This window comes from Vibrio sp. S12_S33, assembly GCF_963889785.1.
Lineage (GTDB): Bacteria > Pseudomonadota > Gammaproteobacteria > Enterobacterales > Vibrionaceae > Vibrio > Vibrio aestuarianus.
The window spans coordinates 1-26200 of record NZ_CAWPQZ010000024.1 but is presented as its reverse complement, the minus strand read 5'-3'; the positions used below and the strand labels follow the sequence as shown (position 1 = coordinate 26200).

28 protein-coding genes and 1 pseudogene are annotated in these 26200 nt (G+C 43.1%); 21 read left to right on the top strand and 8 right to left on the bottom strand.

Annotated elements, in window-relative coordinates; genetic code table 11:
• Window positions 1-26 precede the first annotated feature (26 nt).
• Window positions 27-854 (bottom strand): Cof-type HAD-IIB family hydrolase, encoded by an 828-nt coding sequence (locus AACW06_RS12060; protein ID WP_192075241.1) that lies wholly within the window; start codon window positions 852-854, stop codon window positions 27-29.
• Between the two features lie 138 nt (window positions 855-992).
• Window positions 993-1991, bottom strand: a complete 999-nt coding sequence (locus AACW06_RS12055; protein WP_192075240.1) for an alpha/beta fold hydrolase — start codon at window positions 1989-1991, stop codon at window positions 993-995.
• 72 nt (window positions 1992-2063) lie between these two features.
• Between AACW06_RS12055 and rhtB the strand changes: the two genes are divergently transcribed.
• The 7 genes from rhtB to AACW06_RS12020 all read left to right on the top strand — a co-directional run bounded on the left by rhtB (window position 2064) and on the right by AACW06_RS12020 (window position 8285).
• Window positions 2064-2681 (top strand): homoserine/homoserine lactone efflux protein, encoded by a 618-nt coding sequence (gene rhtB / locus AACW06_RS12050; RefSeq protein WP_192075239.1) that lies wholly within the window; start codon window positions 2064-2066, stop codon window positions 2679-2681.
• A gap of 31 nt (window positions 2682-2712) precedes the next feature.
• Window positions 2713-3939: an EAL and HDOD domain-containing protein gene (locus tag AACW06_RS12045; RefSeq protein ID WP_176312197.1), complete on the top strand. Its 1227-nt coding sequence runs from the start codon at window positions 2713-2715 to the stop codon at window positions 3937-3939.
• Between the two features lie 92 nt (window positions 3940-4031).
• Complete coding sequence (locus tag AACW06_RS12040; RefSeq protein ID WP_192075238.1) at window positions 4032-4367, top strand: metalloregulator ArsR/SmtB family transcription factor; 336 nt, start codon at window positions 4032-4034, stop codon at window positions 4365-4367.
• A 15-nt stretch (window positions 4368-4382) separates the two neighbouring features.
• Entirely contained in the window at window positions 4383-5384 is a 1002-nt protein-coding gene (locus tag AACW06_RS12035) for an ArsJ-associated glyceraldehyde-3-phosphate dehydrogenase (RefSeq protein ID WP_192075237.1), read from the top strand.
• A 10-nt stretch (window positions 5385-5394) separates the two neighbouring features.
• Window positions 5395-5889 (top strand): cyclin-dependent kinase inhibitor 3 family protein, encoded by a 495-nt coding sequence (locus AACW06_RS12030; RefSeq protein ID WP_192075236.1) that lies wholly within the window; start codon window positions 5395-5397, stop codon window positions 5887-5889.
• A 74-nt stretch (window positions 5890-5963) separates the two neighbouring features.
• On the top strand, window positions 5964-7181 hold the full coding sequence (gene arsJ, locus AACW06_RS12025; RefSeq protein ID WP_192075235.1) for an organoarsenical effux MFS transporter ArsJ: 1218 nt from the start codon (window positions 5964-5966) through the stop codon (window positions 7179-7181).
• A 90-nt stretch (window positions 7182-7271) separates the two neighbouring features.
• Complete coding sequence (locus tag AACW06_RS12020; protein WP_192075234.1) at window positions 7272-8285, top strand: acyltransferase; 1014 nt, start codon at window positions 7272-7274, stop codon at window positions 8283-8285.
• Here AACW06_RS12020 and AACW06_RS12015 read toward each other — a convergent pair.
• Window positions 8282-8611, bottom strand: coding sequence for a DUF2500 domain-containing protein (locus AACW06_RS12015; protein WP_192075233.1), 330 nt, complete (start codon window positions 8609-8611; stop codon window positions 8282-8284). The two genes, AACW06_RS12020 and AACW06_RS12015, sit on opposite strands and share 4 nt — an antisense overlap.
• A gap of 218 nt (window positions 8612-8829) precedes the next feature.
• Between AACW06_RS12015 and AACW06_RS12010 the strand changes: the two genes are divergently transcribed.
• From AACW06_RS12010 to AACW06_RS12000, 3 genes are all read left to right on the top strand, one after another.
• Window positions 8830-9198 carry a DUF4145 domain-containing protein gene (locus tag AACW06_RS12010; RefSeq protein ID WP_192075232.1) on the top strand — a complete coding sequence of 123 codons (369 nt, stop codon included), beginning with the start codon at window positions 8830-8832 and terminating at the stop codon, window positions 9196-9198.
• A gap of 908 nt (window positions 9199-10106) precedes the next feature.
• Window positions 10107-10730 (top strand): lysoplasmalogenase, encoded by a 624-nt coding sequence (locus AACW06_RS12005; RefSeq protein WP_192075231.1) that lies wholly within the window; start codon window positions 10107-10109, stop codon window positions 10728-10730.
• An 81-nt stretch (window positions 10731-10811) separates the two neighbouring features.
• A complete protein-coding gene (locus AACW06_RS12000; protein WP_053311426.1) occupies window positions 10812-11399 on the top strand; it encodes a YhgN family NAAT transporter in 588 nt (195 codons plus the stop codon).
• Between the two features lie 86 nt (window positions 11400-11485).
• Here AACW06_RS12000 and AACW06_RS11995 read toward each other — a convergent pair whose 3' ends face one another.
• On the bottom strand, window positions 11486-11752 hold the full coding sequence (locus AACW06_RS11995) for a DUF1145 domain-containing protein (protein WP_168523750.1): 267 nt from the start codon (window positions 11750-11752) through the stop codon (window positions 11486-11488).
• A complete protein-coding gene (gene rsmD, locus AACW06_RS11990; protein WP_053311428.1) occupies window positions 11749-12348 on the bottom strand; it encodes a 16S rRNA (guanine(966)-N(2))-methyltransferase RsmD in 600 nt (199 codons plus the stop codon). Before rsmD ends, AACW06_RS11995 begins: the two co-directional genes overlap by 4 nt.
• Before the next feature lie 206 nt (window positions 12349-12554).
• On the opposite strand from rsmD, the gene ftsY reads away from it, so the two are divergent.
• The 6 genes from ftsY to glpG all read left to right on the top strand — a co-directional run bounded on the left by ftsY (window position 12555) and on the right by glpG (window position 18026).
• On the top strand, window positions 12555-13730 hold the full coding sequence (gene ftsY / locus AACW06_RS11985) for a signal recognition particle-docking protein FtsY (RefSeq protein WP_192075230.1): 1176 nt from the start codon (window positions 12555-12557) through the stop codon (window positions 13728-13730).
• Between the two features lie 62 nt (window positions 13731-13792).
• On the top strand, window positions 13793-14467 hold the full coding sequence (gene ftsE, locus AACW06_RS11980; RefSeq protein ID WP_053311430.1) for a cell division ATP-binding protein FtsE: 675 nt from the start codon (window positions 13793-13795) through the stop codon (window positions 14465-14467).
• Window positions 14457-15425 carry a permease-like cell division protein FtsX gene (gene ftsX / locus AACW06_RS11975; protein WP_192075229.1) on the top strand — a complete coding sequence of 323 codons (969 nt, stop codon included), beginning with the start codon at window positions 14457-14459 and terminating at the stop codon, window positions 15423-15425. Before ftsE ends, ftsX begins: the two co-directional genes overlap by 11 nt.
• 175 nt (window positions 15426-15600) lie before the next feature.
• Window positions 15601-16458: an RNA polymerase sigma factor RpoH gene (rpoH, locus tag AACW06_RS11970; protein WP_053311432.1), complete on the top strand. Its 858-nt coding sequence runs from the start codon at window positions 15601-15603 to the stop codon at window positions 16456-16458.
• A 399-nt stretch (window positions 16459-16857) separates the two neighbouring features.
• The gene (glpE, locus tag AACW06_RS11965; RefSeq protein WP_192075228.1) at window positions 16858-17178 is read left to right on the top strand and encodes a thiosulfate sulfurtransferase GlpE; all 321 of its coding nucleotides are present in this window, start codon (window positions 16858-16860) and stop codon (window positions 17176-17178) included.
• Window positions 17179-17192: 14 nt separating this feature from the next.
• The gene (glpG, locus tag AACW06_RS11960; protein WP_192075227.1) at window positions 17193-18026 is read left to right on the top strand and encodes a rhomboid family intramembrane serine protease GlpG; all 834 of its coding nucleotides are present in this window, start codon (window positions 17193-17195) and stop codon (window positions 18024-18026) included.
• 51 nt (window positions 18027-18077) lie between these two features.
• Here glpG and AACW06_RS11955 read toward each other — a convergent pair whose 3' ends face one another.
• Window positions 18078-18485, bottom strand: coding sequence for a flagellar basal body-associated protein FliL (locus AACW06_RS11955; RefSeq protein ID WP_192075226.1), 408 nt, complete (start codon window positions 18483-18485; stop codon window positions 18078-18080).
• Window positions 18486-18735: 250 nt separating this feature from the next.
• Between AACW06_RS11955 and AACW06_RS11950 the strand changes: the two genes are divergently transcribed.
• On the top strand, window positions 18736-19287 hold the full coding sequence (locus AACW06_RS11950; protein ID WP_192075225.1) for a chorismate lyase: 552 nt from the start codon (window positions 18736-18738) through the stop codon (window positions 19285-19287).
• On the top strand, window positions 19287-20141 hold the full coding sequence (ubiA, locus tag AACW06_RS11945) for a 4-hydroxybenzoate octaprenyltransferase (RefSeq protein ID WP_172533187.1): 855 nt from the start codon (window positions 19287-19289) through the stop codon (window positions 20139-20141). The genes AACW06_RS11950 and ubiA overlap by 1 nt, the downstream gene beginning before the upstream one ends.
• Window positions 20142-20207: 66 nt before the next feature.
• Here the strand turns inward: ubiA and plsB are convergent, their stop codons facing one another.
• The gene (plsB, locus tag AACW06_RS11940) at window positions 20208-22634 is read right to left on the bottom strand and encodes a glycerol-3-phosphate 1-O-acyltransferase PlsB (protein WP_192075224.1); all 2427 of its coding nucleotides are present in this window, start codon (window positions 22632-22634) and stop codon (window positions 20208-20210) included.
• 327 nt (window positions 22635-22961) lie between these two features.
• Between plsB and lexA the strand changes: the two genes are divergently transcribed.
• The 3 genes from lexA (at window position 22962) to dinF (ending at window position 25922) form a co-directional block, all read left to right on the top strand.
• Window positions 22962-23579 (top strand): transcriptional repressor LexA, encoded by a 618-nt coding sequence (gene lexA, locus AACW06_RS11935; protein WP_192075223.1) that lies wholly within the window; start codon window positions 22962-22964, stop codon window positions 23577-23579.
• 94 nt (window positions 23580-23673) lie between these two features.
• Window positions 23674-24489 (top strand): class I SAM-dependent methyltransferase, encoded by an 816-nt coding sequence (locus AACW06_RS11930; RefSeq protein WP_192075222.1) that lies wholly within the window; start codon window positions 23674-23676, stop codon window positions 24487-24489.
• Between the two features lie 89 nt (window positions 24490-24578).
• Window positions 24579-25922 carry an MATE family efflux transporter DinF gene (dinF, locus tag AACW06_RS11925; RefSeq protein ID WP_192075221.1) on the top strand — a complete coding sequence of 448 codons (1344 nt, stop codon included), beginning with the start codon at window positions 24579-24581 and terminating at the stop codon, window positions 25920-25922.
• A 116-nt stretch (window positions 25923-26038) separates the two neighbouring features.
• On the opposite strand, the pseudogene AACW06_RS11920 reads toward dinF, so the two are convergent.
• Window positions 26039-26200 (bottom strand): annotated as a pseudogene (locus AACW06_RS11920) (IS982 family transposase); the annotation flags it as partial.

The following is a 26200-nucleotide window of genomic DNA, read 5'->3' as shown; positions in this document are numbered from 1 at the left end:
TCTAGAGAGCATGCAAACGTTGATGACTAGAATAAATGTTCACGCAGATAATGAGCGACAGCATCTTCAGCGTTACTACCAATAACGGTATTGTTTGGCAGTGCTTTCATCACTTTTGGATGCGATGTATTCATCACTAGCCCTTTGCCTGCCATGGATAGCATTTCGACATCATTCATGCCGTCGCCAAAAGCGATGCAGTTGTCGAGGGTACAACCAAGCGATTCAGCTACCACTTTAAGCGCATCACCTTTGGATACTTCGGCCGCCATGACTTCCAAGCACCAAGGGGTTGAGAAAGCAACGTTGAGCTTATCACCAAATTTTTCGTTCAGACGGTCTTCAAATTGAGTGAGTAGCTCATGATCTTTGCTTGGGTGTGTAAAGAAAACTTTCGCAATGCCATCGGTAGGGGCATGGTCTATATCAAATACTTGATAGTTAAAACCACTCTCTTTATGGAAATTACGCAGGGTTTCGTCTTCTTTATTCAATAGCCAAGATTCATTTCGATAGATATGGACATAGACTTTTGGGTCTTGTTTAACAACGTCAATTATCGCTTGAACGAGATCTTGTGGAACATTCTTGCTGTACATTAAGTTGTCGTTTTGGTCATGCACGCGAGCACCATTTGAGGTGATCATATAAGCGGGGATGCCCGCTAACTGACGAATACCTGCTACATCTACGTGGTGACGACCGGTTGCAAAGATAAAGGTAAAGCCTTTTTGGTGCAGCTCTTTCAGTGTTTGCTTTGTAAAGTCGCTCAACTGATGATTTGGGGCAAGCAGAGTCCCGTCGAGATCGGAAGCTACAATGTGAATAGCGTTATCTTTGCGTTCGGTGGTCATAAAACCCTCATTATCATGGTTATTTTGGTTTGTTCGCTCTGGTAATGAACAAACCTTTAGGTTGCCTAGTCTACGCCATATTAAAGAGGAAAAAGAGGGTAAAACTGCAAATTGAAATTTCCCCATTTCCCCCACCATTTAGGCTTTGCTTTCTATCTGCTGAAACAGTTCAAATATTGCATCAAGAGCCTGGTTTCTGTAGTCATCTTTCTCAAAAAGTAGCTCATGTTTAGCTTCATTAATGGTAACTAATTGGCTATCTGGGTTGGTTTTTGCCAATTTAGTCGCAAAGCGAATTTGATCGGCATTACTGACAATTGTGTCTTGCCCAGCTTGTAGAATTAAAGTCGGTAGTTTTACTTGTCGAGTGAGTAACTGGCATTGTTTGGCAGCCATCAATCCTTGCCATACCCAGCGCGTCGTTGGGCCACCGATTTTCAGCTCTGGTTTGTGTTCATACAGCTCTCTAAACCAACGGTAGCGTACTTCACTTTGCGTTAAAGGGTTCATTTCAAAAGGCTTCGGAGTATAAGCATGATAGCCCGGAGCGTAGGTTGGTTTCGAGTAGATTGCTGTTAACACTTGGCTCAGTTGCATCGCCACTGAGCGTAACTGCCAAGGCATATTAACGCCAAACATCGGGGCGCTGAGTGCCATGGCGTCGAAATTATGCTCGGGATGTGTTTGCACATATCGTGTTGCAACAGCTCCCCCCATGGAATGAGCTACAATAAAACGATGCAAATAACGGCTAAGATCAAAATATTGGATCAGATGGTGCAAGTCTTGGACATAGTCATCGAATTCCTCGACATAGCCCATTTGTGGGTTGTCGATTAGGCGTTGAGAAAGCCCTTGACCACGATGGTCAAAGGAATAAATGTCGTACCCTTGTTGGAAAAGGTCATAAAACAGCTCTTGATACTTCCAACATGACTCAATTCTACCGTTCACCACCACAATCGCTTTCGAATGCTCGGATGAGGTGAACTTGCAGCAATAAATTTTTGTTTTATCAAAAGAGTTGATGAAATATTCTTCTTTGGAGTGCCAGAAGTCGGCGATCGTGGTATTGATCACTTGCTCAAAAGATGACTCTTGAGTATAAGATGGAGTGTTTGGACTCGTCTGATTCATAGATATTCTTTATTGGACAGATTCGAGGGATAATTTATTTACGCTAGATTAGTCTAGTCGAGAGGAATTGCAATGGATACTCATGTTTGGCTCGCTTATGTGCTGACCGCGATTGTGTTTAGTTTGGCGCCCGGCTCGGGCACAGTCAATTCCATCAGCAATGGGCTTAGTTATGGTACTCGCAAATCTCTGGCGGCGATTGTTGGTTTGCAGATAGGGCTAGCGTTCCATATTATTTTGGTTGGCGCGGGAATCGGTGCGTTAGTAGCACAATCAGCGTTGGCATTTAGCATCATCAAGTGGGTTGGTGTGGCTTATTTGGTTTGGCTTGGTATCCAAAAATGGCGAGATCATTCCAGTTTAGTGACCAGTGCTGCCGAACAAGCACTGTCGAGTGGCTCCTTATTGCGTTGTGCGGTATTGATTAACTTGACCAATCCCAAATCGATTGTCTTTTTAGTGGCACTTTTTCCTCAATTTATTGACCCAAGCAAAGATCAACTGACTCAGCTACTTACATTGGGTGTTACCACTGTGGTGATTGATTCTATTGTGATGTTTGGTTACACCTCATTAGCGGCTCAGATGGGGCGTTTTATTCGTTCTGACCGCGTTATGAGTAAAATCAATAAAGTGTTCGGATCAATGTTTGTTGGGTGCGGTGCGTTACTTGCTGCGGCGAAGTCTTAACATGTTGCTACTTACTCAAGTCGTTAGTTAGATGTATTACACCTACGTAGCTCGACAGCCGATTCTCAACGCGAAGCAACACACGCTTGGTTATGAACTCCTCTTTCGAGACGGAGAAAATAATGCTTTCCCTGCTCATATTGAGTCAAATCGTGCCACTTATCGTCTGATTGTTGAAAACTTCCTTTCTGTTGGGATGAACCCTGCAATTGGCAAATCTCGTTGTTTCATTAATTTCCCCTATAAGAGTTTAATTCGTCGCTTGCCACTGACCTTACCAAGAGATCAAATCGTGGTTGAGGTGTTGGAAACTTGTACTCCAAGTGATGAGTTATTGGATGCGATCAAAGATCTTTATACGCGTGGTTATATTGTGGCGTTGGATGATTTTGTGTATTCGCCAGAGTGGGAGCGATTCCTGCCTTATATACACATCGTCAAACTCGATATTATGGCTCTGGGCTTAGAAGAAGCGTGCGAATTTGTTCGTAAGCGGATAGCTGAAGGAAGTAAGCGACGCTTTTTGGCTGAGCGAGTAGAAACGGAGCATGAATTTAATGTTACGCGCTCCGCCGGTTTTGCTTTTTTCCAAGGCTATTTTTTCAGTAGGCCACAGATCATTAAGCAGCGCTACGTTAGTCCCGAGCAAATTATCGCGTTAGAGCTGTTTCGTGAAGTGTGTAAACTTGACGTCGATTTTGAGCGAATTGAGTGCATTATATCGCAAGATATCGCATTATCATACAAACTGCTCAGATTTGTTAATACCATGTCAGATCGCCTTTCGATGCCGATTTCCTCTTTTCGTCAGGCTCTGATTTACCTTGGTCAAGACCGGTTGAAAATGTTTATTTCACTGGCCGTGGCTTCGTTCGTTTCATCCAAGAAGCCGAAAGAGTTATATAACTTATCGCTGCAGCGGGCTAAGTTTTGTCAGTTGATGGCAAGCCATCACTCATTATGCGAATGCCGTGAACAGGCTTTTTTGATTGGTCTTTTTTCAGTATTGGATGCTCTGTTGGATATCTCTATTGAAGAACTTGTCGAACAATTACAGCTTTCTGACGCGGTGAAAATAGCTCTGCAAAGGCGTGAAGGCCCCATTGGTGAGCTGTTAGCGCTAGAAGAGTGCTTTGAACAAGCCGATTGGCAAGGTGTGGAAGCGCATTGTGATGCGCTTGGTTTGGAGCTAGGCGTTGTCAGTGACGAATTGTCTGCCGCGTTGCGTTGGAGCCAAGATGTGAATCGCTTAATTTAACGTGAATTTTTTATGACATGAAGAGCACGCGCCTTGACGCGTGTTTTTTTATTTCTTATATATATGGATATACGCATATATGAGATTGAAACATGTTGCCTCATCAGTTTTTTAAAATGTTGTCCGATGAAACCCGCCTGCGGTGCTTGTTGCTTATTGCCCGTGAAGGACGTTTATGTGTGTGCGAGTTAACGGGCGCCCTGCAACAAAGCCAACCGAAGATATCACGCCACTTAGCCCTACTTCGTCAATCTGGGGTGCTGGTGGATGAGCGCCGTGGACAGTGGGTCTATTACCAAGTATCTAATCAATTACCTGGTTGGTTGCGTAAAGTAATTGAAGGACTTAAAAATTCAAATTGTCTGCAGCAGCAATATGCTGCTGACAGTCAACGTTTACAGACAGAAACTCAGCGCCCATGTGCCTGAACAAGAGATATGATTATGACGATTAAAGTAGGAATTAATGGATTCGGCCGTATTGGTCGTTTGGCAATGCGCGCCGCATTTGATTGGTCAGAAATAGAATTTGTACAGATCAACGATGTCGCTGGTGATGCTAAGACCTTGGCTCATTTGCTCGAATTTGACTCTGTGCAAGGGCGTTGGCAGCATGCGGTTAATGCAGAAGAAGAGATGATTATCATCAATGGTCAACGTATTAAAACGACTCAAGAGCGTGAAATTGCCAGTGTTGATTGGTCGGGATGTGATGTCGTTATTGAGGCGACGGGCGTGCACCGTAGCCGCTCTTTTTTGAATCAGTATCTTGAGCAGGGAGTAAAGCGAGTGGTCGTTTCTGCGCCTGTTAAAGAAGAGGGTATTGCCAATATTGTTGCCGGGGTCAATGACCATATTTTTGATCCACAGCTGCATCGTATTGTCACGGCGGCTTCTTGCACAACGAATTGTATTGCCCCGATTGTTAAAGTGATTCATGAGCAACTAGGCATTGAGCAATCTTCATTTACGACTATTCATAACCTAACCAACACACAAACTATTTTGGATGCGCCGCATAAAGATTTACGCCGCGCTCGTGCTTGTGGTACCAGTTTAATTCCGACTACCACAGGCAGCGCGACTGCCATTGTCGAAATATTTCCAGAACTGGAAGGAAAAATTAATGGTCACGCGGTACGTGTGCCGCTGGCGAATGCCTCGTTGACCGATATTATCTTTGATGTCAAAAGAGACACCACAGCGGAAGAAGTCAATGCACTGCTGAAAGTAGCAGCACAAGGTGAACTGCAAGGTATTCTTGGTTATGAAGAACGTCCATTAGTGTCGATTGACTATAAAGGAGATCAACGCTCAACCATTGTCGATGCACTGTCAACGATGGTGATCGGTAAACGCATGGTGAAGATCTACGCGTGGTATGACAATGAAATGGGCTATGCAACGCGCACCGCAGAGTTAGTCCGTAATGTTGGCTTGGTATAGGGAGCTAAAAATGACACATCCAACTTGGGAATTAGCGGTTGATGAAGCGGCATTAATCCTTACACCATGTCCGGGCACGAAGAGCGTAAGCTTGGAAACATCACTGCGTCAGCTAAAAGCGCAAGGGGTAGCCGCGCTTGTGACGGCAATCAATACTAGTGAAATGCAAGAGAAAGGCGTATTAGCGTTAGGTGAAATGACCCAATCGCTTGCTATGCAGTGGTTCCATCTACCTATTGAAGATGATTGTGCCCCTGATGCTGACTTTGCCTCTCAATGGGCAAACATTGAACCACAATTGCAGTCACTGTTGGACAACAAGCAAAAAATTGCGCTGCACTGCATGGGAGGCTCTGGTCGAACAGGGTTGCTAGCTGCTCATCTTTTGTTAGATCGTGGTTGGGATATCAATACGATTATTGAACGTGTTCAAGCGCTGCGTCCGGGGGCTTTTACCAAGCCAGTTCAATGTGACTATATCCAGGCTGTTGCTCAATCTGCCTAATATGATGAGCTTTGGGACTATGATGTTCTCAAAGCTCATTAACCTCTCCTTTCAATGCTTACAGTGGCTATCTTATGTTTTCAACATTGGAAAAAAGTATCCGACAATACATTTTAGTGACGTTTAATTATTGGAACTTCACACTAACAGATGGTGCTTTACGCATGCTGGTGGTGCTGTATTTTCACGACTTGGGTTACGGCACACTCGCCATCGCTTCTCTGTTTCTGTTTTATGAGTTTTTTGGTGTTGTAACTAACTTGATCGGTGGTTGGCTAGGAGCACGTTTAGGCTTGAATAAAACCATGAACGTCGGTTTGCTGATGCAGATTGTTGCGTTGAGTATGCTGGCGGTTCCCAATGAGTGGTTAACCATTGTGTGGGTAATGGCGGCGCAAGCACTCTCAGGCATTGCGAAAGATCTCAACAAAATGAGTGCCAAAAGTGCCATCAAAATGTTGGTTCCTGATGATCAGCAAGGCGCATTATATAAATGGGTCGCCATCCTAACTGGCTCTAAAAATGCGTTGAAAGGGGTTGGTTTCTTCCTTGGTGGAGTACTGCTGTCTTTGTTTGGCTTCCAATATTCAGTGATTGTAATGGCGAGTATGCTTGGTTTGGTGTTGATTGGTAGTTTAATTGGACTCGATACCGATCTTGGCAAAGCGAAAAACAAACCAAAATTTAGCCAGCTTTTTTCTAAATCAGACTCAGTAAATATTTTATCTGCGGCGCGCTTATTCTTGTTTGGTGCTCGTGATGTTTGGTTTGTGGTTGCTTTGCCTGTTTATCTTGGCACTGTGTTTGGTTGGGACCATTTTTGGGTAGGTGGCTTTCTTGCTGCGTGGGTAATTGGTTACGGTATGGTACAAAGTATTGCACCTCGCATAACAGGAAAAGCGCAAGGAAAAGTACCGGATGGCAGCGCGGCTGTCGGGTGGGTTGGTTTACTTGCCGTAATCACAGCTTTGATTGCTTATTGTGTACAAATAGGTTGGCAGCCGCAGTGGGTGATTGTCATCGGGCTGATGTTGTTTGGTGCTGTTTTTGCGGTTAACTCTTCACTCCACTCTTATTTGATTGTCAGTTATGCCAAAGGTGATGGCGTGTCACTGGATGTTGGATTCTATTACATGGCCAATGCCATGGGGCGCTTAATTGGCACTATTCTTTCAGGCTACGTGTTTCAAGTGGCTGGGTTGGCGGCGTGTTTATGGGTATCATTTGCTTTTCTTGCCATCACGACCTTAATTTCTTTCAAATTACCTAAAGCTTCATTACAAACGGTTTAATACTTTTTAACTTAAATTTGACGCAGTGCTTCGCTGTGTCTTTGTTTTTATTGCTATAGTCAGACAAGTTTCTTTTCAAATGAGTAGCTTATGAGACAGCGCGTCCTCTTTTTTGACCTTCTCCGTTGTGTGGCAGCGGTTGCTGTTATTGGCATTCATGTTCTGGCTCCTTATCGTCAGCAATTTGGTGAGATTCCTTTTGAGCAGTGGCTGACCGCGATCACTGTTAATAGCGTTAGCCGTTGGGCTGTTCCGGTATTCATTCTTATTTCCGGGGCATTAATGCTCAGTGATAGACGCCCTTTTGATGCGAAATATTATGTAAAGCGACGTTTAGGCAAAGTGTTACTGCCATTTTTAATTTGGTCGTTGTTTTACGCTTATTTGTCCGGCTGGAGTGCTGACGGGTTTAATGCTCAAGTGGTGAAAGATGTATTGATCCATAGCCCTGAGCATGCGACTTACTACCATCTTGGCTTTTTCTACTACTTTATTCCGCTCTATTTTGTGATTCCATTTCTGCAAGTCTTAGTGAGACGAGTAGATGATAAAGCCTTGTATGCGTTGGTCGGTGTATGGTTACTTACGACCACCTTATTCCTGTTCGGGATTGATGGCCCCTGGAGTCATGAACTGTGGTTATTTTCTGGTTACTTACCTTTAGGTTATATCCTTTATCAAAAAGTGCCGTTAAATCGTCTATCGGTCGCAACGGCCACGTTACTTGGAGGCATTGCTCTATTTACGACGGTATGGATGGTGACGAGCCATAGTATTGCGGCTGGTGAGTATACGATAGGACGCTGGCTTTCTTATAAGACGCTAAATGTGGTGTTAGCCGCCAGCATGGTCTTTATGCTGTGCCGTTATTTTGGTGAGGGGTTATCTGCCCGTACAAACCAAGTGGTGAGTTTTATTAGTCAATACAGCTTGGGCATTTATATTTTACATCCGATTTTCTTATGGCCCGTGAAGGCATATGGATGGGATCAAGGGTATCCAGCTTGGGTTATTCCGTTGTGGATTATCGTCAGTGGTGCGGGATCACTCGCTGTCAGCTGGCTTGTTTCCCGTTCGGCTAAAACGCGTTGGCTACTCCCTTAGCGTTTGAGAGCAAAGTGTAGAAATTTATGACCGCAATAGGTCAGCGTCCCTTGGTCACCTGGGTTTAATGCATGGTAATAATGTACGCCAACTTGGAATTCTCGTTTAGGGCCTATTTTGCCTTTCTGGACATAAATCCAGAACTCTTGGTCTCCTTCACCGGGGCGAGGATGGGGAGTAACAATGGATTGTTTGTCGATTATGGTGATATTGGCTGTACGCTCGGGAGCATTTTCACCTTGCATGTGCCGACGATAAAAATGGTTAAATGCCCAAGCTGCTGCAATGGCCAGTAAAGCTACTGTGATAATCAAGAAAAATGGCATGATGCACTCCTTAGGGATGAAGTCACTATTTTAACGAGCAACATATATTAAAGAGTTATAAGTCTCAGCAAAGCGTGATCTAGAATTGTTTAGAGAATTTTTTTTCGGCTGATATCACACTTTATTGGTAGGTTAGCCAACTAAAATAAGTCATAACCCTTCGAAAAAGTATGATACAGATAGTTAAGCTCCACTATGATTGGCAAAGGAGGGCGGTCATGTCTGATATTGAACAAGTTGTACTGCGAACGCGTAAATTAGAAACCTTATTAAGAGAGCAGTACCACGCCAACGGTAAAGGCCTTCACCAGTTGATCACTAGTTGTGAAGAGCGCTTGCCACACGATGTGATTAGTAAGCTGCGTTATATTGCGACAATTCGTAATAAGGTGGTACATGAAGAGGGGTACCAATTAGATAATCGTAAAGAGTTTCTTAATGTTTGTGGAGAGTGTGAGAAGGAGTTGACCCCACGGAGTGGCCGTTTTATTTGGCGTGTTGCGATTTCATTGATGACTCTGATTACACTTGCTGCATTGGCGTTTTACTACATACATTGGGAAGTTTTATCTAAACATTTACAATGAGATAGTTAAAAATTTGATAAAAAAATGGGGATGCATGTGCATCCCCATTTTTTGTATTCAGTACTTAGTACATCATCGGCAGTGTCATTAGTCCAACGATAACTGCGATCATTACAAGTCCCTGTTTTTGAGATGAAGAAATCATAACACTGCTCCTTTAAATTAGTGAATTTATCTTATGTCTTTTACAATAGCACTACTTTAGTGGCTTGATCAACCTCAATTTGATGAAGTATCTAAAAATACAACTAAACATAGCCTTTATTAGCCAATATTGACTATGTTTAGTTGTGTTTTTAGGGTGGTTGTATAGTGTTCTTGTTGGGTTTGTTTTGATCTATTATTTTTTATATTATTGTTTTTTATTGGATTTTTAAGTTTGAATTATTGTTATTAGTATGGTTTTTTCTGATTTTAATGCTTAGTGGATCTCACCATGTCAAAGTTTGGTTAATTCTCATTTTCTGAGAAAAAATGAATGGATTTTTAGTGGTGGATTTGTCGCTGTCTGGTTAAGTCGGTATTTATTGATGTTAATCTCATGATTATCGCTTTAACTTTGCTTCTGGTTAGGTTGTTCGATTTTATGATGGTTTTTTTATTAACTATATGTTTTTATTTTGTTTTTATTTAAAATTTAAATTTTATTGCTAGTGATATATGCGTTTTGTGGTTGGTATTTCTTTTTAAATGCAATAAAAAACAGTGTTTTCTATGGTGGGGTGGTGCTGGGCTGTAAAAGTGTATGTTGTTGGATAAGTATTAGTCGGTGGCTTATTATTTATCTGTTTTAAACAACGCGAAGTGAATCCGTGGATTCGCTATCAAGATCCAACTTTTGTAGTCATATGCTGGACTTCAACGACCACATCCCTACACTGGCGGCAGATTCATAAAGGGGTAATGACATGTGGAGCTGGCTCTCCGTTGCTTTGTCAGGATTCATCAGTATTTCTGCACTTGAAAGTAACAACATAAAACAAGCAGTAATGTTTAAAACATTCAGTATGTTGCTGTTGGTTACTATCTTATTGAGCCAAACAAATCAGTTATCTTCTCCGATGTTATGGATTAGCCTCGGTTTATGCGTATCCGCCTTCGCTGATAGTTTGCACGTACTACAGCGCTACCCAAGAGTGTGTTTTACTAGCTTTCTTTTAGCGCAGCTGATGTACAGCAAGGCATTTTGGTTGCAACTCTCAGGGGCGATGGTGTGGTGGTTACCCGCATTACTGATTGCAGCCGGTATCGTCGCCTTTTTCCTGCTACTTCCCCAAATTGATACATTAATTTTTCCCGTTGCTATCATGGGGTTGATGTTAATCCAATTGGCGTGGGCTTCCGGTGAGCTATGGTTACAAGCTCATACCATGGGGGCTTTGTGCGGATTTGTGGGTAGCTTAGTGCTAATACTGTCAGCCCTTTTGTTAGCTATTCATGATTACCGTCGTCCTCTTCCATTTGGCCGCTATTTAATTTCGGGCAGCTATCTGTTGGCTCAAGCTTTGATCACCGCATCTGTGGTTTTATAAACACTGGCTGTGACTAGCATCGAAATCTGTAAATTAGGCTGATATACTGCGCCAACTTTGAACTAATGAGAGTTGTGCGAGATGGAAATTCTATCGGCTGCAACCATGCTATTTTTAATCATGGACCCACTTGGCAATTTGCCGATCATGCTATCGATATTGAAGCATCTTGATCCAAAGCGCCGTCGAGTGGTCCTAATTCGTGAGCTTTTCTTTGCGCTGATTATTTTGATGCTGTTTCTCTTTGCTGGGAAAAGCATTATGGGCTTTTTGCACGTGCAACCCGAAACCTTGAGCATCTCTGGTGGTATTATTTTATTTATCATCTCAATTAAGATGATTTTCCCAAGCGCAGGCAGCATCACCGGTTTGGCTGCGGGTGAGGAGCCGTTTATCGTCCCGATGGCAATACCAATGATTGCTGGGCCTTCTGTTATTGCCGCGCTGCTTTTACTCTCGACTCAGCATCCCGATAAATTATTAGAGCTCTCTGGCGCGGTACTGCTAGCGTGGGGCGGAACCTTCCTCATTCTTATGTTCTATAACTTCTTCCATAAGGTATTAGGTGAGCGAGGGCTGAAAGCGGTAGAGCGGTTAATGGGGCTGCTGTTGGTAATGATTTCGACCCAAATGTTCCTCAATGGCGTGAAAAGCTATATGGGTATGTAGGAAAAAGAATACCGTTAAATTTACCAATGAAAAAAGCCGTACAACTGGCAAGCAGTGTGCGGCTTTTTCCTTTTTATAGCGAGGGGTTACATCATGTGTTTACGGCGAATATCGAGCAGTGAGAAGACTCCAAACACAAGAATTGACCATTTCTCCCAACGGCTCATGTTTATCTTATCACCGAATGCGCCAATAAAAATCAGCATTTGCAGGCCATGCATGATGAATAAAAATGCTGTCATAATATAAAGCGCAATGGCCGCTTTCCCTGGGAATGGCATAAAAATATTAAGTAATAAAATAAACCAAACAAAAGCAATGGCCGCTTTTGCTAACACGAGTAACACTTTCATTCGGAAGTCCTTTCAAAGAGTCGATAGCTCACTTGGCCTGCCGTTTTTTCACGGTGTAGGCGCCAATTGTTTGGGATGCCATCAAGAGGAAGTTCTTTTTCAGTTTCAATATAGATCATTGCATCGTCTGCAAGCCAGCCGTTTTGCTCCAAAAGTGTTACGGTTTCATTCAGTAAACCTTGGCGAAATGGAGGGTCGATAAAGATGATATGTTGAGGTGTGCCAACTTGTTGCAGAAATGTCAGCGCATCGCTATTCACCACTTGCACGTTTGAGGCGTTGAGCGCAGCGATATTTTGCTGAATTTGTTTAAAAGCGGTCGGATTGAGCTCAATCAGTGTCACTGATTCCGCTTGTCTGGATGCAGCTTCAAACCCGAGTCCACCGGAGCCGGCAAATAAATCGAGACATTTTGCACCAGGAACTTCTTGTGCCAACCAATTAAATAGCGTCTCTTTGACGCGATCAGTCGTTGGGCGAAGTCCTTGGGCGTCATGAACTGGCAGTTTACGACCTCTCCATAAACCACTAATAATGCGAACAAAGCCGGTGGATGGCTTATTTTGTGATGAGTTTTGCTGGCGACGTCTTACCATAGATTTTTTGACCGCTAATAAAGTGATACTATGTCCAGTCTACCCACCAAGATGGGTGTTGGCATAGCCATTGAATTTTAATAATGACAAAGTTTACCAAGCTAATTGGAAAGTTTTCACTGCTTTGTCATTTTTCTTTTTCTTAAGAGAGATAATTCTTTAAGAAAAAGGTCGTAGTTAGTTTAGTAAATCTAGGATATCCCCAGATGACGGAAAAAAAGAAACGCGGATTACTCTCTTGGCTAGGTTTTGGTGAAGAAGAATCAAGCAAACCAACCACAGCAAGAGAGCAAACTGAAGATCAATCTGTAGTTGAAGAAACAGTGGTTGAACATGCAGAAACAGCAGAAATTGAAGAAACAGTCGTTGTTGAGATAATGCATGAGTCTGACACTGTTTTAGCAGAAGCAGAAGCAGAAGCAGAAGCAGAAGTTCGAGTTCAAGAGCAAGAAAAGCCAAGCGAAAGCTTTTTCGCTCGTTTAAAGCGTAGTTTGACTCGTACTAAAGCCAATATAGGCGCCGGTTTTTTTGGCCTCTTTAAAGGCAAAAAAATTGATGACGATCTTTTTGAAGAGTTAGAAGAGCAGTTATTGATCGCCGATGTGGGTATGGACACCACGCTTAAAATTATTAATAACCTAACAGAGAAAGCATCTCGTCAAGCATTAAAAGACGGTGAAGCACTGTATGGTTTACTCAAAGATGAAATGGCAGATATTCTGGCTAAAGTCGAGCAACCGTTGGTGGTTGATAGCAGTAAAACGCCCTATGTCATTTTGATGGTCGGGGTAAATGGTGTCGGTAAAACGACGACCATCGGTAAGCTTGCCAAGCAATTTCAAGCACAAGGTAAGAAAGTCATGCTGGCTGCGGGAGACACTTTCCGCGCCGCTGCGGTAGAGCAGTTGCAAGTGTGGGGTGAGCGCAATAATGTGCCCGTCATCGCGCAGCATACTGGCGCAGATAGTGCGTCTGTTATTTATGATGCGATAGAGGCTGCCAAAGCGCGTGGTGTTGATGTTGTTATCGCTGATACCGCGGGTCGTTTGCAAAACAAGAGCAACCTAATGGAAGAATTGCGTAAAATTGTGCGGGTAATGAAGAAAATTGATGATTCCGCTCCGCACGAAATTATGCTGATCTTAGATGCCGCGACTGGGCAGAATGCCATTAGCCAAGCCAAATTATTTAGTGAGGTGGCTCCGGTGACAGGCATTACTTTGACTAAACTTGATGGCACCGCAAAGGGTGGCGTTATTTTTGCCTTAGCGAACCAGTTTGAAATTCCTATTCGCTTCATTGGTGTTGGAGAAGGGATCGATGATCTGCGTCCATTCGAAACGCAGCAATTTATTGAGGCGCTATTTAGCCGCGAAGAATAAGATCGTTAAGGTGCTCCTTGAGCACCTCATTAACCAATAAGGCACTGGTAGGGGAATAGCGAGTGATTAGATTTCAACAAGTGAGCAAAGCGTATCGCGGTGGCCGTCAGGCACTACAAAAAGTTGATTTTCACTTACGTCGTGGAGAGATGGCGTTTTTAGGTGGTCATTCGGGCGCAGGAAAAAGTACTTTGTTGAAGCTAATTTGTGCTATCGAACGCCCAACCGATGGGCGGATAAGCTTTAACGGCCACGATATCACGCGTATACCAAACCAAGATATTCCATTTTTACGCCGTAATATTGGGATCGTGTTTCAAGATCATCGTTTACTGATGGACAGAACCGTCTTTGATAATGTGGCGTTGCCAATGCGAATTGAATCGATCTCTGAAAGTGAGATTAAACGCCGCGTATCGGCTGCCTTGGATAAAACCGATTTACTTGATAAAGCACGTTGCTTGCCGAGTCAGCTTTCTGGCGGCGAGCAGCAACGCGTTGGTATCGCAAGAGCAGTCGTTAACCGCCCAACATTATTACTCGCTGACGAGCCGACCGGAAACTTAGATCCCGAACTTTCTAATCGAGTTCTTAAACTGTTTGAAGAATTTAACCGTGCAGGTGTCTCTATTATTTTGGCAACACACGATATTAGCTTAGTGAATACACGTCCTCAATACCGTCATTTAGAGCTTAATCAAGGATTTTTAAGCGAGGTAGAAGACTATGGCAATTAAGCCAAACAATAAGAAAAATGCGAAAGTACGTGAGCCAAAACGCGTGAAAACCGATAGTTTTTTCACGGTTCATTTTAAGCAAGCTAAAGCCTCATTTTCATCATTATGGCTACGACCACTCGGTAATATCCTTACTCTGGCTGTAATTTCAATGGCTTTGGCAATGCCAGCATGTATGTACCTATTAAGCAAAAATATTACCTCTGTTGCGAGCAATGTAACCAGTCCTTCACAAATAAGTGTTTACCTACAAGAAAACACACCAGAAGCTCGGATCATGGTGTTGAAGGATGAGCTAGAAAGCTTAACGGACATCGCCAGTGTGGAGTATATCTCTTCACAGCAAGGGCTGGCTGATCTTAGCCAATATGCCGGTTTTGAACAGGCAATAAGCTTATTAGATGATTACGCTTTACCTGGTGTATTGATCGTTACCCCAGACGTTGAGGTGCAAGGTCAAATCAAAGCCTTGGCACAAAAAATACAGACTGAGCAAGACGTAAGCGATGTGCGTTTAGATGAAGACTGGCTTGCAAGGTTAGACGCAATCCGTGCTTTAGCGACCGTGATTGTTGCCAGCTTATCTGTTTTGATGTTGGGGTCAGTGTTTTTGATTGTTGGTAATACATTGCGTTTTAATGTGCAGGCCAATAAAGATGAAATTCAAACCATGAAGCTGATTGGGGCTACTGATGGATACATATTACGTCCCTATCTGTATTCGGGGATGTGGTTTGGTTTATTAGGGGCGTGTGCTGCCTGGCTGTTAACCGCTTGCATTACGGTACTGCTAAACGGCGCGGTGGAAGATCTTGCGCTGCTTTATGACAGTCGTTTTCGTTTGCTTGGACTGAGTTGGGATGAATCTTTATTACTACTTATGCTTGGTACCTTCTTAGGTTGCATTGCTGCAAAAGTTTCTGCTAAGCGCCATTTAAAAGAAATTGAACCAGTTTAGTCGAAGGGGGTCAAAAAATGGTTAATAACTATGACTTGGCCATACATAGCGGGCTTGTATAGACGATTTGTTTATGCATAATAGCTTCCCCCTGCTTGATTCTTGTTCATTTTGGGTTCAAGATTGGCGGGTTAAAACATCCATTACTCCAGATCAGATATTGATGAGGAATTGAATGACAAACCAAACGTATACAATGGCTCTCGTTTCACAAGATAGCTTAGACAGCTACATTCGTTCAGTGAACAGCTACCCAATGCTGACGCAGGAAGAGGAGCAGTCACTCGCAGAGCGATTACATTACAAAGGTGAAATTGAAGCCGCGAAAGGGTTGATCTTATCGCACCTTCGATTCGTCGTTCACGTTGCTCGTGGTTATTCTGGTTACGGTCTGCCAATGGCTGATCTTGTACAAGAAGGTAATATCGGTTTGATGAAAGCGGTGAAGCGTTTCAACCCTGAAGTCGGGGTTAGATTGGTTTCATTTGCTGTGCATTGGATCAAAGCCGAAATCCACGAATACGTGCTACGTAATTGGCGTATTGTGAAAATTGCCACAACGAAAGCGCAGCGTAAATTGTTCTTTAACCTACGCAAGTCTAAAAAACGCTTAGGTTGGTTCAATAATAGTGAAGTAGAAACTGTTGCTCGTGAGCTAGGGGTTGCCCCGGCTGAAGTACGTGAAATGGAATCTCGCTTAGCCGCACAAGATCCGACATTTGAAATGTCGGCTGACGATGATGACTCAGGTGCTTCTTACAGTGCACCAATGCTTTATCTTGAAGATAAGCACTCAGATCTAGCTGAAAATGTTGAAGCGGCGAATTGGGAACACCACACCAATAATCGATTAAGTTTAGCATTAGCAAGCTTAGACGAGCGGAGTCAACATATTGTACGTTCGCGTTGGTTAGATGATCAAAAAGCGACACTGCAAGAGTTGGCAGAAGAGTATGGAGTTTCAGCTGAGCGTATTCGTCAGCTTGAAAAGAACGCAATGAAGAAGTTGAAAGAGGCTGTTGGCGAATTCTAACTTCTTAACGCGCTAAGAGTTATTTGAAGGCCGAGATCTTTATGATCTCGGTTTTTTTATGTCCGATCGAAAATAAGTGACACAATTTATCGTTATGAGTTGTGGATAACTCTGTGACAAAATTATTTGCGAGCTGTCATCAAGTCGTTTAAATCAAGGCTTGAACAGCGTTTTATGTTTGGGGATATGTATTACGTTACACACAGAAAAGTAAGGATCATCACTACATGTTGTGGATCAATTTTCACTTTGCTACTTTATCAACGTAATCCACAAGATTATCCACAAATGGCGATAAAGTGTTCAGTCGTGGATAACCTTATAAAGGCTGTGTACTTGATCAATATTGTATAGGTTACAATGAGTGTCTAAAAACAATGCGGATAGAAAGAGAAAGTGATGGATAAATTTCAACATATTGATGCTCATGGAGCACAAGCTTTAATTGAACAAAATAATGCGAAATTGGTGGATATTCGTGATACGCAGTCGTTTACAATGGCACATGCCCAAAGTGCTTTCCACTTAACCAATGACACTATGGTGGCTTTCATGAACGATACTGAATTTGAGCAGCCAGTTTTAGTGATGTGTTACCACGGTATTAGCAGCCAAGGAGCTGCGCAGTATCTGGTTAACCAAGGTTTTGAACAGGTGTATAGTGTTGATGGTGGATTTGAAGCTTGGCATCGCGCCAACTTACCAATAGTAACCAACTAGGACAATACAAATATATGTTAAGGCTGATCACTCTCAACAACCCCAGAATGGCGCAAGCTTTTATTGATTACATGGCATCTCGACGTATCGAGATCCAAATGATGCCAGAGGGGAGTGGTCAGTTTGTATTATGGCTGCTAGACGACCAATACCAAGTTGAAACGGAAGCTGAGCTGACACAATTTTTGCAAAATCCGAATAACAAAAAATACCAAGCTGCCTCTTGGGATGTCGCCGAAACCCGCAATAACCATTTTCAATACCGTTCCCCGAGCATGTTAGCTATGGTTAAAGCAAAAGCAGGCCCTTTAACTTTGGGTGTAATGAGTGTCTGCCTTGTGATTTTTACTCTTCAGCAGTTCGGGTTGGCTAATGAGGTTTTTTCCGCATTGCATTTTCCTGCCGTTACTGGCCAGCAATGGCAAATTTGGCGTTGGTTTAGTCACGCGTTGCTTCATTTCTCAGTGCTGCACATTGTTTTTAACCTGTTATGGTGGTGGCAATTAGGTGGGGATATTGAAAAAAAATTGGGCTCTTTCAAACTAGGCCAGTTATTTTTACTATCAGCCGCCTTATCCGGTGCAGCTCAGTACTGGGTTGAAGGCGCTAATTTTGGTGGTTTATCGGGTGTGGTTTATGCGTTGGTTGGATATTTATGGATGATCGATTGGAGAGTCCCTAATGTTGGTTTACAAATGCCTAAGCCGCTCATCGGTTTTATGTTGGTGTGGTTAGTTCTTGGTTTTGTACAACCTTTCATGGCGATAGCCAATAGTGCTCACCTAGCAGGGTTAATTGCTGGTGTTGCTTTGGGGCTTAATGACGCCTCTCGCTATCGCGCTCGTTAGTTGCTTTCAGCAGTGAGCAAAGTGGAAAAAAATAAAGCGGCTGTTGCCGCTTTATTGGTAAATGTATTTAGTAAACAGTAAATCAGCAATAACGGTTCGTCCCGTTTCTGGTAGCAATACTGCATTTAATTGTTCTACCAGTGACTTTCTTAAGTCTTCACGTCCAGCAAGAGACTTGATGGTTTCTTCTGTCTGCTTACCAAGTAACTCGATTACGGCATCACGTATAAGAGGTTGATGCAGTTCAACGATGGGTAAATCTTTACTATTGGCCACCATGACATCGATACGAACTTGAATATAACCAAGTTTTTTCCCTTTGGTAAAAAAGTTCGTTGTCAGATCCGGTTCCAAGGTAAAGTAAGCGAGTTTAGGTACGCCTTCTTCTTCGGCCTTACTGGGTAGGGCACAAAGTAGGCTCATGGCGATAATTATTTGGGCTACATAACGTTTAAGCATATTTCTATCTTTTCTTTCTTCTGTTCACGATACTCGAATCGCTTTAGTCTTGTTACAATAGAGCATCTAATTGTAATCAAAATGCCTATCTCGTTGTTAGGAATATGCTGTGTCAGCTTCTTCCACCCAGTCATTTTTTTATGGATGGGTTTCTGATTTCTAACCTAATCAGTATTTCTGAGAGAGCGCGTTTTCTGTGGTTATTTTAACTCCAAAATGGATCTTTATTGTATGTTGATAAAGCCACTAATTGAATACTAGTATGAATCAATCAATTTCGCTCTATCTGTCTGCTTTACGTGAAGTAATTTGGCAGCAACCTGACGATTTTTGCTTCCCAGATCAGGTTTCTCAGTCTTGGCTTTTGGAGCAAGGCTCATTATCTCGTGTTTTAGAAAAGCATTGCCAGCAATTGGGTGTCGAGCTACTGCACAATAAAATAGTAAAAGCAGAACGTTTGCAACATGATGAAATTACTTTGTTATCGAAAGAAGAATGCTTGTTACGCAAGGTGGTATTGTGTGGTGATAGCGAACCATGGGTAGTGGGTCGAACCTTGATCCCACAATCTTCCATGCTTGGTCAGCAATATGATTTAACTCGTCAAGGTAAAATTCCTCTTGGGCTGACGGTTTTTAGCGCTGAGAACGTTAATCGTGATGCATTACAAGTCGGGTGGGCTAAAACGGCTAAGGGGGAATTTCTCGCGCGCCGTTCTCGATTATGGATGAACCACAAACCCATGTTAGTGGCGGAACTGTTTTTACCGTCTTGTCCTATTTACTCTAAGGAGAGAGTCTAATGACCTTAGTTAAGGCCCGTGCTTATTGGCAGTTAATGCGAATGGACCGTCCAATTGGTTCATTATTGCTGCTCTGGCCGACGTTGTGGGCATTGATTATTGCTGCGCAAGGAGTGCCGGATCTTCATGTGTTAGTGGTTTTTGTGCTGGGAGTTTTGTTGATGCGCTCGGCTGGATGCGTGATCAACGACTTTGCCGATCGTAAAGTGGATGGTCATGTCAAACGAACCAAACAGCGGCCACTACCCGCAGGTATCGTCAGTACTAAAGAGGCGATTATCCTATTTTTGGTACTAGGCGTGACCTCGTTTTTGCTAGTACTGACCATGAATCCGCTGACGATTCAGCTTTCATTTGCTGGAATAGTATTAGCGTTTGTGTACCCTTTTATGAAGCGTTATACCCATCTTCCTCAGTTAGTTTTAGCCTTGGCATTTAGCTGGTCGATTCCCATGGCATGGGCAGCACAAGCTAATGAATTGCCGATGGTGATGTGGTTTGTTTTTATGATTAACGCGGTATGGACAGTGGCATACGACACACAATACGCCATGGTTGACCGCGACGATGATATCAAAATTGGCATTAAATCAACGGCCATTTTGTTTGGTCGTTTTGATAAGATGATCATCGGTATTTTACAATTGCTAGTGTTAGTGATGATGATTGCATTGGGGGGATACTATCACCTAGGGGCAAGTTTCTACTGGTGTGTGCTTGCCGCGGCAGCGTTGTTTGTTTATCAGCAACGTTTAATCCGTCATCGTGATCGTGATTTATGCTTTGATGCATTTTTGAATAATAACCATGTTGGTATGGTATTAACCTTGGGGCTTCTAATCGCCTTTTGGTAGAGGTGTGACTTCCACGGGGTAGGTAAAACAAAGGCATCATCATGATGCCTTTGTGGTTTCTTGCCTTTAGTCGACTTGGCAGACGCTTTCTTGAATGGTTAAGCGAATTTCAGGATAGAGCATCGAATAGAGTAAGCGTGCAAGCTGTGTGGTCGGTTCTCGATTACAGTTGCCATCAAGCTCTAAATAACCTTGTTCTTTTAGCGTGACAAACATTGCAGAGAAAACCCCTTTATCGAAGAACTCTGGTGCGTTGATGCCGTGTAAGCGACCAAGACGCTGAGCAATTTCTTGGCTTTTCTGCTCTAAATCTGATTTGCCTAAGTCTGGGTTTGCGACCAACAGGTTCAACGAAATCGCGTAGCGTTGCAGTGTTTCTGAAATGGTACGGCCTAGCAGCATCAAAACTTGAGTTTTTGCTTGGTTGATGGTGACCATACTGTCATCGTTTACACTGACTAATTGTTGGCGTTGGAGCTCATCAATATAATCGCTGACCACATCGGTTAGTTGATCTTGTGCGTAACTTAAGAACAGCTCTTGTTTTAAGAATGGGTAAACCAGGGCCACATTGGCTTTGATTTGATCCAATGACAAACTTTGTTGGCGAATCAGCATTTGTGCAATCATTGATGGGATCGCAAACAGATGAATGATGTTATTACGATAGTAGGTCATCAAAATCGACTGATTACGATCAAGCGAAATGATTTCACCCATAGTGTCCGTTTCAATCACAAACTTATCGAGCGACTCAGCATGTTTGACCAACTCTTCTGCGCTCGCTTTAGGTACGGTACAGGTTTCTGAATAGCGCACATTATTGAGTAGTGATAAATAGCAGTCGATCTGCTTGATTAAGTTATCACGTGAGAGAGCACTTTGCCGTGAAGCGAGCAGAGCGGTCGCACAGAGCGTTAGTGCATTCGCAGCGGCCGCATCATTAATGTGTGTCATCATTTTAGTCGCAAGTTGGTTGACTACTGGGTTCATCCATTGTGGTTTCGTCGAGCCCATTGGGTCAATATCTTGCGTCCATTCTGGCGCTTGCTCGTTCAAGTATTGGTTGAGTTGAATTGGCTCGCCAAAGTTGACATAACCTTGTCCGAAATTGCGCAGCTTGCGAATGGTACGTAGAACAAGCCCTGCGTTCTCTTTTTCTTTACGTTTACCTCGTAACTCTTTGGCATACGTACTGACTTCCATAACATGTTCATAGCCAATGTATACTGGCACCAGTGTGACTGGTCGGTTAAGGCCTCGCAACATTGCTTGAATTGTCATAGCAAGCATGCCGGTTTTCGCCGGTAATAAGCGCCCAGTACGCGAGCGACCACCTTCGCTGAAATACTCTACCGAGTAGCCTTTAGCAAATAACTCTGCCAAATATTCGCGGAAAATAGTTGAGTAGAGTTTATTGCCTTTAAAGCTACGGCGAATAAAGAATGCCCCGCCACGGCGGAAAATAGGGCCTGCAGGAAAGAAATTGAGGTTAATACCGGCTGCAATATGCGGAGGCACCATGCCTTCATGGTATAGAACATAAGAAAGCAGTAGGTAATCCATATGACTACGGTGACAAGGAACGTATACGATTTCGTGTCCATCTTGTGCAAGGCGGCGAACGGTAGCAGCATTGTTAATATTTAAGCCTTGATAAATGCGGTTCCACAACCAGCCTAAGATCCGATCGCCTTTTTTTACCAGTGAGTAAGAAAAATCAGCCGCAATCTCATCCATAATGTCATGCGCTTCTTTACGCGCTTTTTCGATAGAGATATTTTGTGCTTTGGCTTGATCTTCAATCGCTTTTTCAATCGCTTGTGATTTTATCAAGCGGTTAAATAATGCTTGGCGATTCGGTAAGTTTGGACCAGAAGCGGCCAGTTTTTGACGAGAAAAGTGAATGCGAGCCACTCGCGCCAATTTGTGCGCAATGGAGGCATCGGTACCGTGGGCATCTGCCATATAACGTATAGAAACTACTGGGCTGAAACGCACCATACAGTCGCGCCCGGCTAAGATGACGGCTTGCGCTTTTTGTAACCCATTCATGGCTTGTAGGTAAGGTTTTTCTTGACCTTCCTTACCTGGCTTGCGTCCCCAAAGTACTGTCGCAGGGATCACTTGCACATCTAATTCTGTATCAAATTGATGCATTTCAAGCAGTTCAGAAAAGAGCGTAATCGAGTCACTTGGGATGTGTTGATCATTCTGTACTAATGTTGGACGTGCAGAAATAAAGACATAACGTTGAAAGCTTTTACCTTTTAACTCAAGTGGTTGTAAAGGATCAGGCAGTCCGAGCTGTTTCGCGTGAGTTTGAAGTGTAAGTAAATCAACACTAGAGCGAAAAGGTAAGGCGTACACAATGGGCTTATTAACATCGATGCCGTGATCTTCAATTGGATTTGAAGGAATCGCCGTGCCTTTGACCAAAACTGATAATGGTAGTTTTAGTAATGAACGTGAGAATGATTGTCCAGAAGACATAAAGGTTCATAGCCTCAAGAATATTTCAATAAACCTAAACGCATTTCAATTTCCCAAGTAAAAACAATAAGAAACAAGAAAAATTGATATACGCCTAAGCAGCTAACTATTTTTGAACGGCAAGAATACCAGAAACTGGTCAAACCTTTTAATTTTTATTGATTAGTAAAACATCATTTCGCTCGATGTGGGATGAGCAGAACGGAAAAACACGGAGTCAACAACTTGCCCAATTTCTACAAATAGCTAAAAAATAAACACTTACTCTTCCATTTATCATATTACTGGATATACTCACAGTTAACTGTATAAACAGACAGGTGACTCATGAAGCCGTTAACGCCACGCCAACAACAAGTATTCGATCTTATCCGTAGCAAAATTGATGAGACAGGAATGCCACCAACCCGTGCAGAAATTGCACGAGAGCTTGGTTTTCGTTCTGCCAATGCAGCAGAAGAACATCTAAAAGCATTGGCCCGTAAGCAAGCCATTGAAATTATTCCCGGTGCATCACGCGGTATCCGCATTCTGCTCGAAGCGGCTAATGAAGAAACCGGTTTACCTTTAATTGGTCGAGTCGCTGCTGGTGAGCCGATTTTGGCTGAAGAGCACGTTGAAGCTCATTATCAAGTCGACCCTAGTATGTTTCGACCGCAAGCTGACTTTTTGTTGCGTGTTCATGGCGAAAGCATGAAAGACATCGGCATTATGGATGGTGACTTGCTCGCAGTACATAAAACGCAAGATGTGCGTAATGGTCAGGTGGTAGTCGCGCGCGTAGAAGATGATGTCACGGTGAAACGACTTGAGCGTAAAGGTTCAACGGTTTTACTGCATGCTGAAAACCAAGAGTTTTCACCGATTGAAGTTGATTTAAATGTGCAACAATTAACGATTGAAGGCATTGCAGTTGGAATCATTCGTAACACCGACTGGATGTAACCTAAACTTAATCGGATGTATTGAGATTAATTCTCAATAAATTGATTTTGCAATTGATATTCATTATCATCTTCTTTGCTGATACTCAAGGAAGATGATGATGCCACCTAAACCTTCTGCTTTAAAACGTTACCAGATACCCACCAATTTAGTTCAGCCATTATGGTTTCGTAGCCGTGAAAGCTTGGTTGATAATGGTTTGGTTTATGATCCCATTGCTGCAACGGCTTGTCAGTGCTGCCAGTTAGCACCTGAGTGCTTATCAGGTAATATTGACCAAAAACAGTTACTGCACGCTACGTTAACCCAATTATGTGACCAGCAGGTTCGAGCGTTTATTGAGCGTCACCCCGATGGGGTCATCATTAATGTTGGGGCGGGGTTAGATACGCGTTTTTATCGGGTCGACAATGGACGTTGTCAGTGGATTGAGCTGGATATAACCGAAAATTTATTGTGGCGACAAAAACTGTTTCATCATAGTGAACGTTACCAACATGTGTGCGGTAGTGTTGATGATTTGCAATGGTTAGATACGTTAACCATTACGGATTCTGCACCAGTACTGATTGTATGCGAACATGCGTTATTAGATTGTAATGCACATCAGCTAACACGTTTCATTCGTGCATTAGGTTTGTATTTTTCTCATGCGAGTGCTTGTTTGATGTTAGCTGGCGATAAAACAGCCTCAGCTCTGGGACAAAGTATGGGGTCAGGCGACTATCAGCACGGTTTTCGTATACCGAGTGAGGCAATATTTAATTGTTTACCCTGGGCTGAATCAGTCAAAACGTATTCTCCATTAGACTGTCATTGTGGCCGTTGGAAATGGTGGCAACGTTGGTTGAGCAAAGTGATTGTCTCAAAACAACGTTTGACTCCTATTTTGGTTCATATTTGTTGGTAAATTGAGTGATATGGTTCTCCTGCCGGAGTAAGATCTAGCCGTCACTTTACGGCTCAGTTACACTTTGTTCTCTACTGAGAGAGGTCAACGTGTCGCAATCTATTCTCCAGACTTTGTCTAATCGTACTGTGCACCAGCAGGTATTATTACTTGCCATTCCGATGGTGCTTTCCAACATTACCATTCCACTTTTAGGTTTAGTGGATGCCGCTGTTATTGGCCACCTTGAACACGCTTGGTATTTAGGTGGTGTGGCGCTTGGCAGTACCATGATCAGCGTGACATTTTGGTTGCTGGGTTTCCTACGTATGTCGACCACCGGTTTAACAGCTCAAGCGTATGGTGCACAAAGTCCAAAGCAACTTGTGTTAGTTTTCATTCAAGGCTTACTGATGGCATTGGTCTTTGCTTTGCTATTTTTGTTATTACACCGCGTGTTGGGTGAGGCCATTTTTTCGTTCAGTAGCGCCAGTGATGAAGTTAAGCATTACGGGTTACAATATTTTTTGATCCGTGCGTGGAGCGCACCTGCGGCCTTAGCCAATTTTGTGTTGTTAGGTTGGTTGCTCGGTACGCAAAATGCTAAAGCCCCGATGTGGATGGTGATCATTACCAACCTAACTAATATCGTACTTGATATTGTCTTTGTCATCGGCTTCGATTGGAAAGTTGAAGGGGCGGCTTTGGCATCTGTAATTGCCGATTATGCCGGTATGAGCTTTGGACTATTTTGTGTCTGGCGCTACTGGGTTGCTCAAAAACTGCCTTCACCTTTTACATTATTGTCGACCGCAACTCATGGTATTGCGCGTTTTGTAAAATTGAATCGAGATATCTTCCTGCGTTCACTTTGCCTGCAAGCAGTGTTTAGTTTTATGACCTTTCAAGGTGCTGCTTTTGGTGACCAAACCGTCGCGGCAAACGCAGTGTTAATGAGCTTTTTGATGATGATTTCTTACGGTATGGATGGTTTTGCCTACGCGATGGAAGCCATGGTTGGCAAAGCTATTGGCGCGAAGAGCGAGCAACAACTCAAAGGGGCTATCATCGGGAGCTTCTTTTGGAGTGCGATCATTTGCTTGCTATTAACTATCGCTTTTGCTGTTGCGGGATCGCAATTGATCACTTTGATCACTGATATTAACAGTGTGCAGTTAGAAGCTCAGCGTTATTTACCATGGCTAGTGGCGATGCCATTAACGGCGATGTGGTGTTTCTTGTTAGACGGTATTTTTATTGGTGCAACCAAAGGTAAAGAGATGCGTAATAGCATGTTTGTTGCCATGTGTTGTTTCTTTGGAGTGTTCTATACATTCTCATTTTTAGATAACCATGCACTATGGCTTGCGATGCTTAGCTTCATGGCAATGCGAGGTATTGGACTTGGTATTGTATTGCTTTCTCAATGGCGACGTGGCGAATTTTTACACTAGCCGCAGCAAGATCATCTCATCAATCACTTAAGCTCTTTTAGTTGCGTATATCAATGTGCATTGCTGCACATTGATACTTACTACGTTTCATCCATGCTAATTAACCTGAGATCGGTTTAAGCCATCGCCATCAATCCTGATTTTTCAGTGGTTGTTATGTTCAACGATGGCTTTTCTGGTTTTAGGCAGTACGCAATTAACCCACCAAGTAAGTTCAGCATGAATCCATGCAGACTCCTGTGTCTAGAATGCTCTATCTGAGAAATATTCTTTAGTTG

What these genes read in the sequence shown, in the direction of transcription:
- AACW06_RS12020 (WP_192075234.1), top strand. Translation starts at nt 7,272, where the DNA reads ATGAGACAGCGCGTCCTCTTTTTTGACCTTCTCCGTTGTGTGGCAGCG.
- rhtB (WP_192075239.1), top strand. Translation starts at nt 2,064, where the DNA reads ATGGATACTCATGTTTGGCTCGCTTATGTGCTGACCGCGATTGTGTTT.
- plsB (WP_192075224.1), bottom strand. Translation starts at nt 22,634, where the DNA reads ATGTCTTCTGGACAATCATTCTCACGTTCATTACTAAAACTACCATTA.
- rpoH (WP_053311432.1), top strand. Translation starts at nt 15,601, where the DNA reads ATGACAAACCAAACGTATACAATGGCTCTCGTTTCACAAGATAGCTTA.
- glpE (WP_192075228.1), top strand. Translation starts at nt 16,858, where the DNA reads ATGGATAAATTTCAACATATTGATGCTCATGGAGCACAAGCTTTAATT.
- AACW06_RS12045 (WP_176312197.1), top strand. Translation starts at nt 2,713, where the DNA reads ATGTATTACACCTACGTAGCTCGACAGCCGATTCTCAACGCGAAGCAA.
- glpG (WP_192075227.1), top strand. Translation starts at nt 17,193, where the DNA reads ATGTTAAGGCTGATCACTCTCAACAACCCCAGAATGGCGCAAGCTTTT.
- AACW06_RS12010 (WP_192075232.1), top strand. Translation starts at nt 8,830, where the DNA reads ATGTCTGATATTGAACAAGTTGTACTGCGAACGCGTAAATTAGAAACC.
- AACW06_RS12005 (WP_192075231.1), top strand. Translation starts at nt 10,107, where the DNA reads ATGTGGAGCTGGCTCTCCGTTGCTTTGTCAGGATTCATCAGTATTTCT.
- AACW06_RS12060 (WP_192075241.1), bottom strand. Translation starts at nt 854, where the DNA reads ATGACCACCGAACGCAAAGATAACGCTATTCACATTGTAGCTTCCGAT.
- AACW06_RS12035 (WP_192075237.1), top strand. Translation starts at nt 4,383, where the DNA reads ATGACGATTAAAGTAGGAATTAATGGATTCGGCCGTATTGGTCGTTTG.
- AACW06_RS11955 (WP_192075226.1), bottom strand. Translation starts at nt 18,485, where the DNA reads ATGCTTAAACGTTATGTAGCCCAAATAATTATCGCCATGAGCCTACTT.
- AACW06_RS12000 (WP_053311426.1), top strand. Translation starts at nt 10,812, where the DNA reads ATGGAAATTCTATCGGCTGCAACCATGCTATTTTTAATCATGGACCCA.
- rsmD (WP_053311428.1), bottom strand. Translation starts at nt 12,348, where the DNA reads ATGGTAAGACGTCGCCAGCAAAACTCATCACAAAATAAGCCATCCACC.
- AACW06_RS11995 (WP_168523750.1), bottom strand. Translation starts at nt 11,752, where the DNA reads ATGAAAGTGTTACTCGTGTTAGCAAAAGCGGCCATTGCTTTTGTTTGG.
- ftsY (WP_192075230.1), top strand. Translation starts at nt 12,555, where the DNA reads ATGACGGAAAAAAAGAAACGCGGATTACTCTCTTGGCTAGGTTTTGGT.
- AACW06_RS12030 (WP_192075236.1), top strand. Translation starts at nt 5,395, where the DNA reads ATGACACATCCAACTTGGGAATTAGCGGTTGATGAAGCGGCATTAATC.
- arsJ (WP_192075235.1), top strand. Translation starts at nt 5,964, where the DNA reads ATGTTTTCAACATTGGAAAAAAGTATCCGACAATACATTTTAGTGACG.
- AACW06_RS12015 (WP_192075233.1), bottom strand. Translation starts at nt 8,611, where the DNA reads ATGCCATTTTTCTTGATTATCACAGTAGCTTTACTGGCCATTGCAGCA.
- AACW06_RS11930 (WP_192075222.1), top strand. Translation starts at nt 23,674, where the DNA reads ATGATGATGCCACCTAAACCTTCTGCTTTAAAACGTTACCAGATACCC.
- ubiA (WP_172533187.1), top strand. Translation starts at nt 19,287, where the DNA reads ATGACCTTAGTTAAGGCCCGTGCTTATTGGCAGTTAATGCGAATGGAC.
- lexA (WP_192075223.1), top strand. Translation starts at nt 22,962, where the DNA reads ATGAAGCCGTTAACGCCACGCCAACAACAAGTATTCGATCTTATCCGT.
- ftsX (WP_192075229.1), top strand. Translation starts at nt 14,457, where the DNA reads ATGGCAATTAAGCCAAACAATAAGAAAAATGCGAAAGTACGTGAGCCA.
- AACW06_RS12040 (WP_192075238.1), top strand. Translation starts at nt 4,032, where the DNA reads ATGTTGCCTCATCAGTTTTTTAAAATGTTGTCCGATGAAACCCGCCTG.
- AACW06_RS12055 (WP_192075240.1), bottom strand. Translation starts at nt 1,991, where the DNA reads ATGAATCAGACGAGTCCAAACACTCCATCTTATACTCAAGAGTCATCT.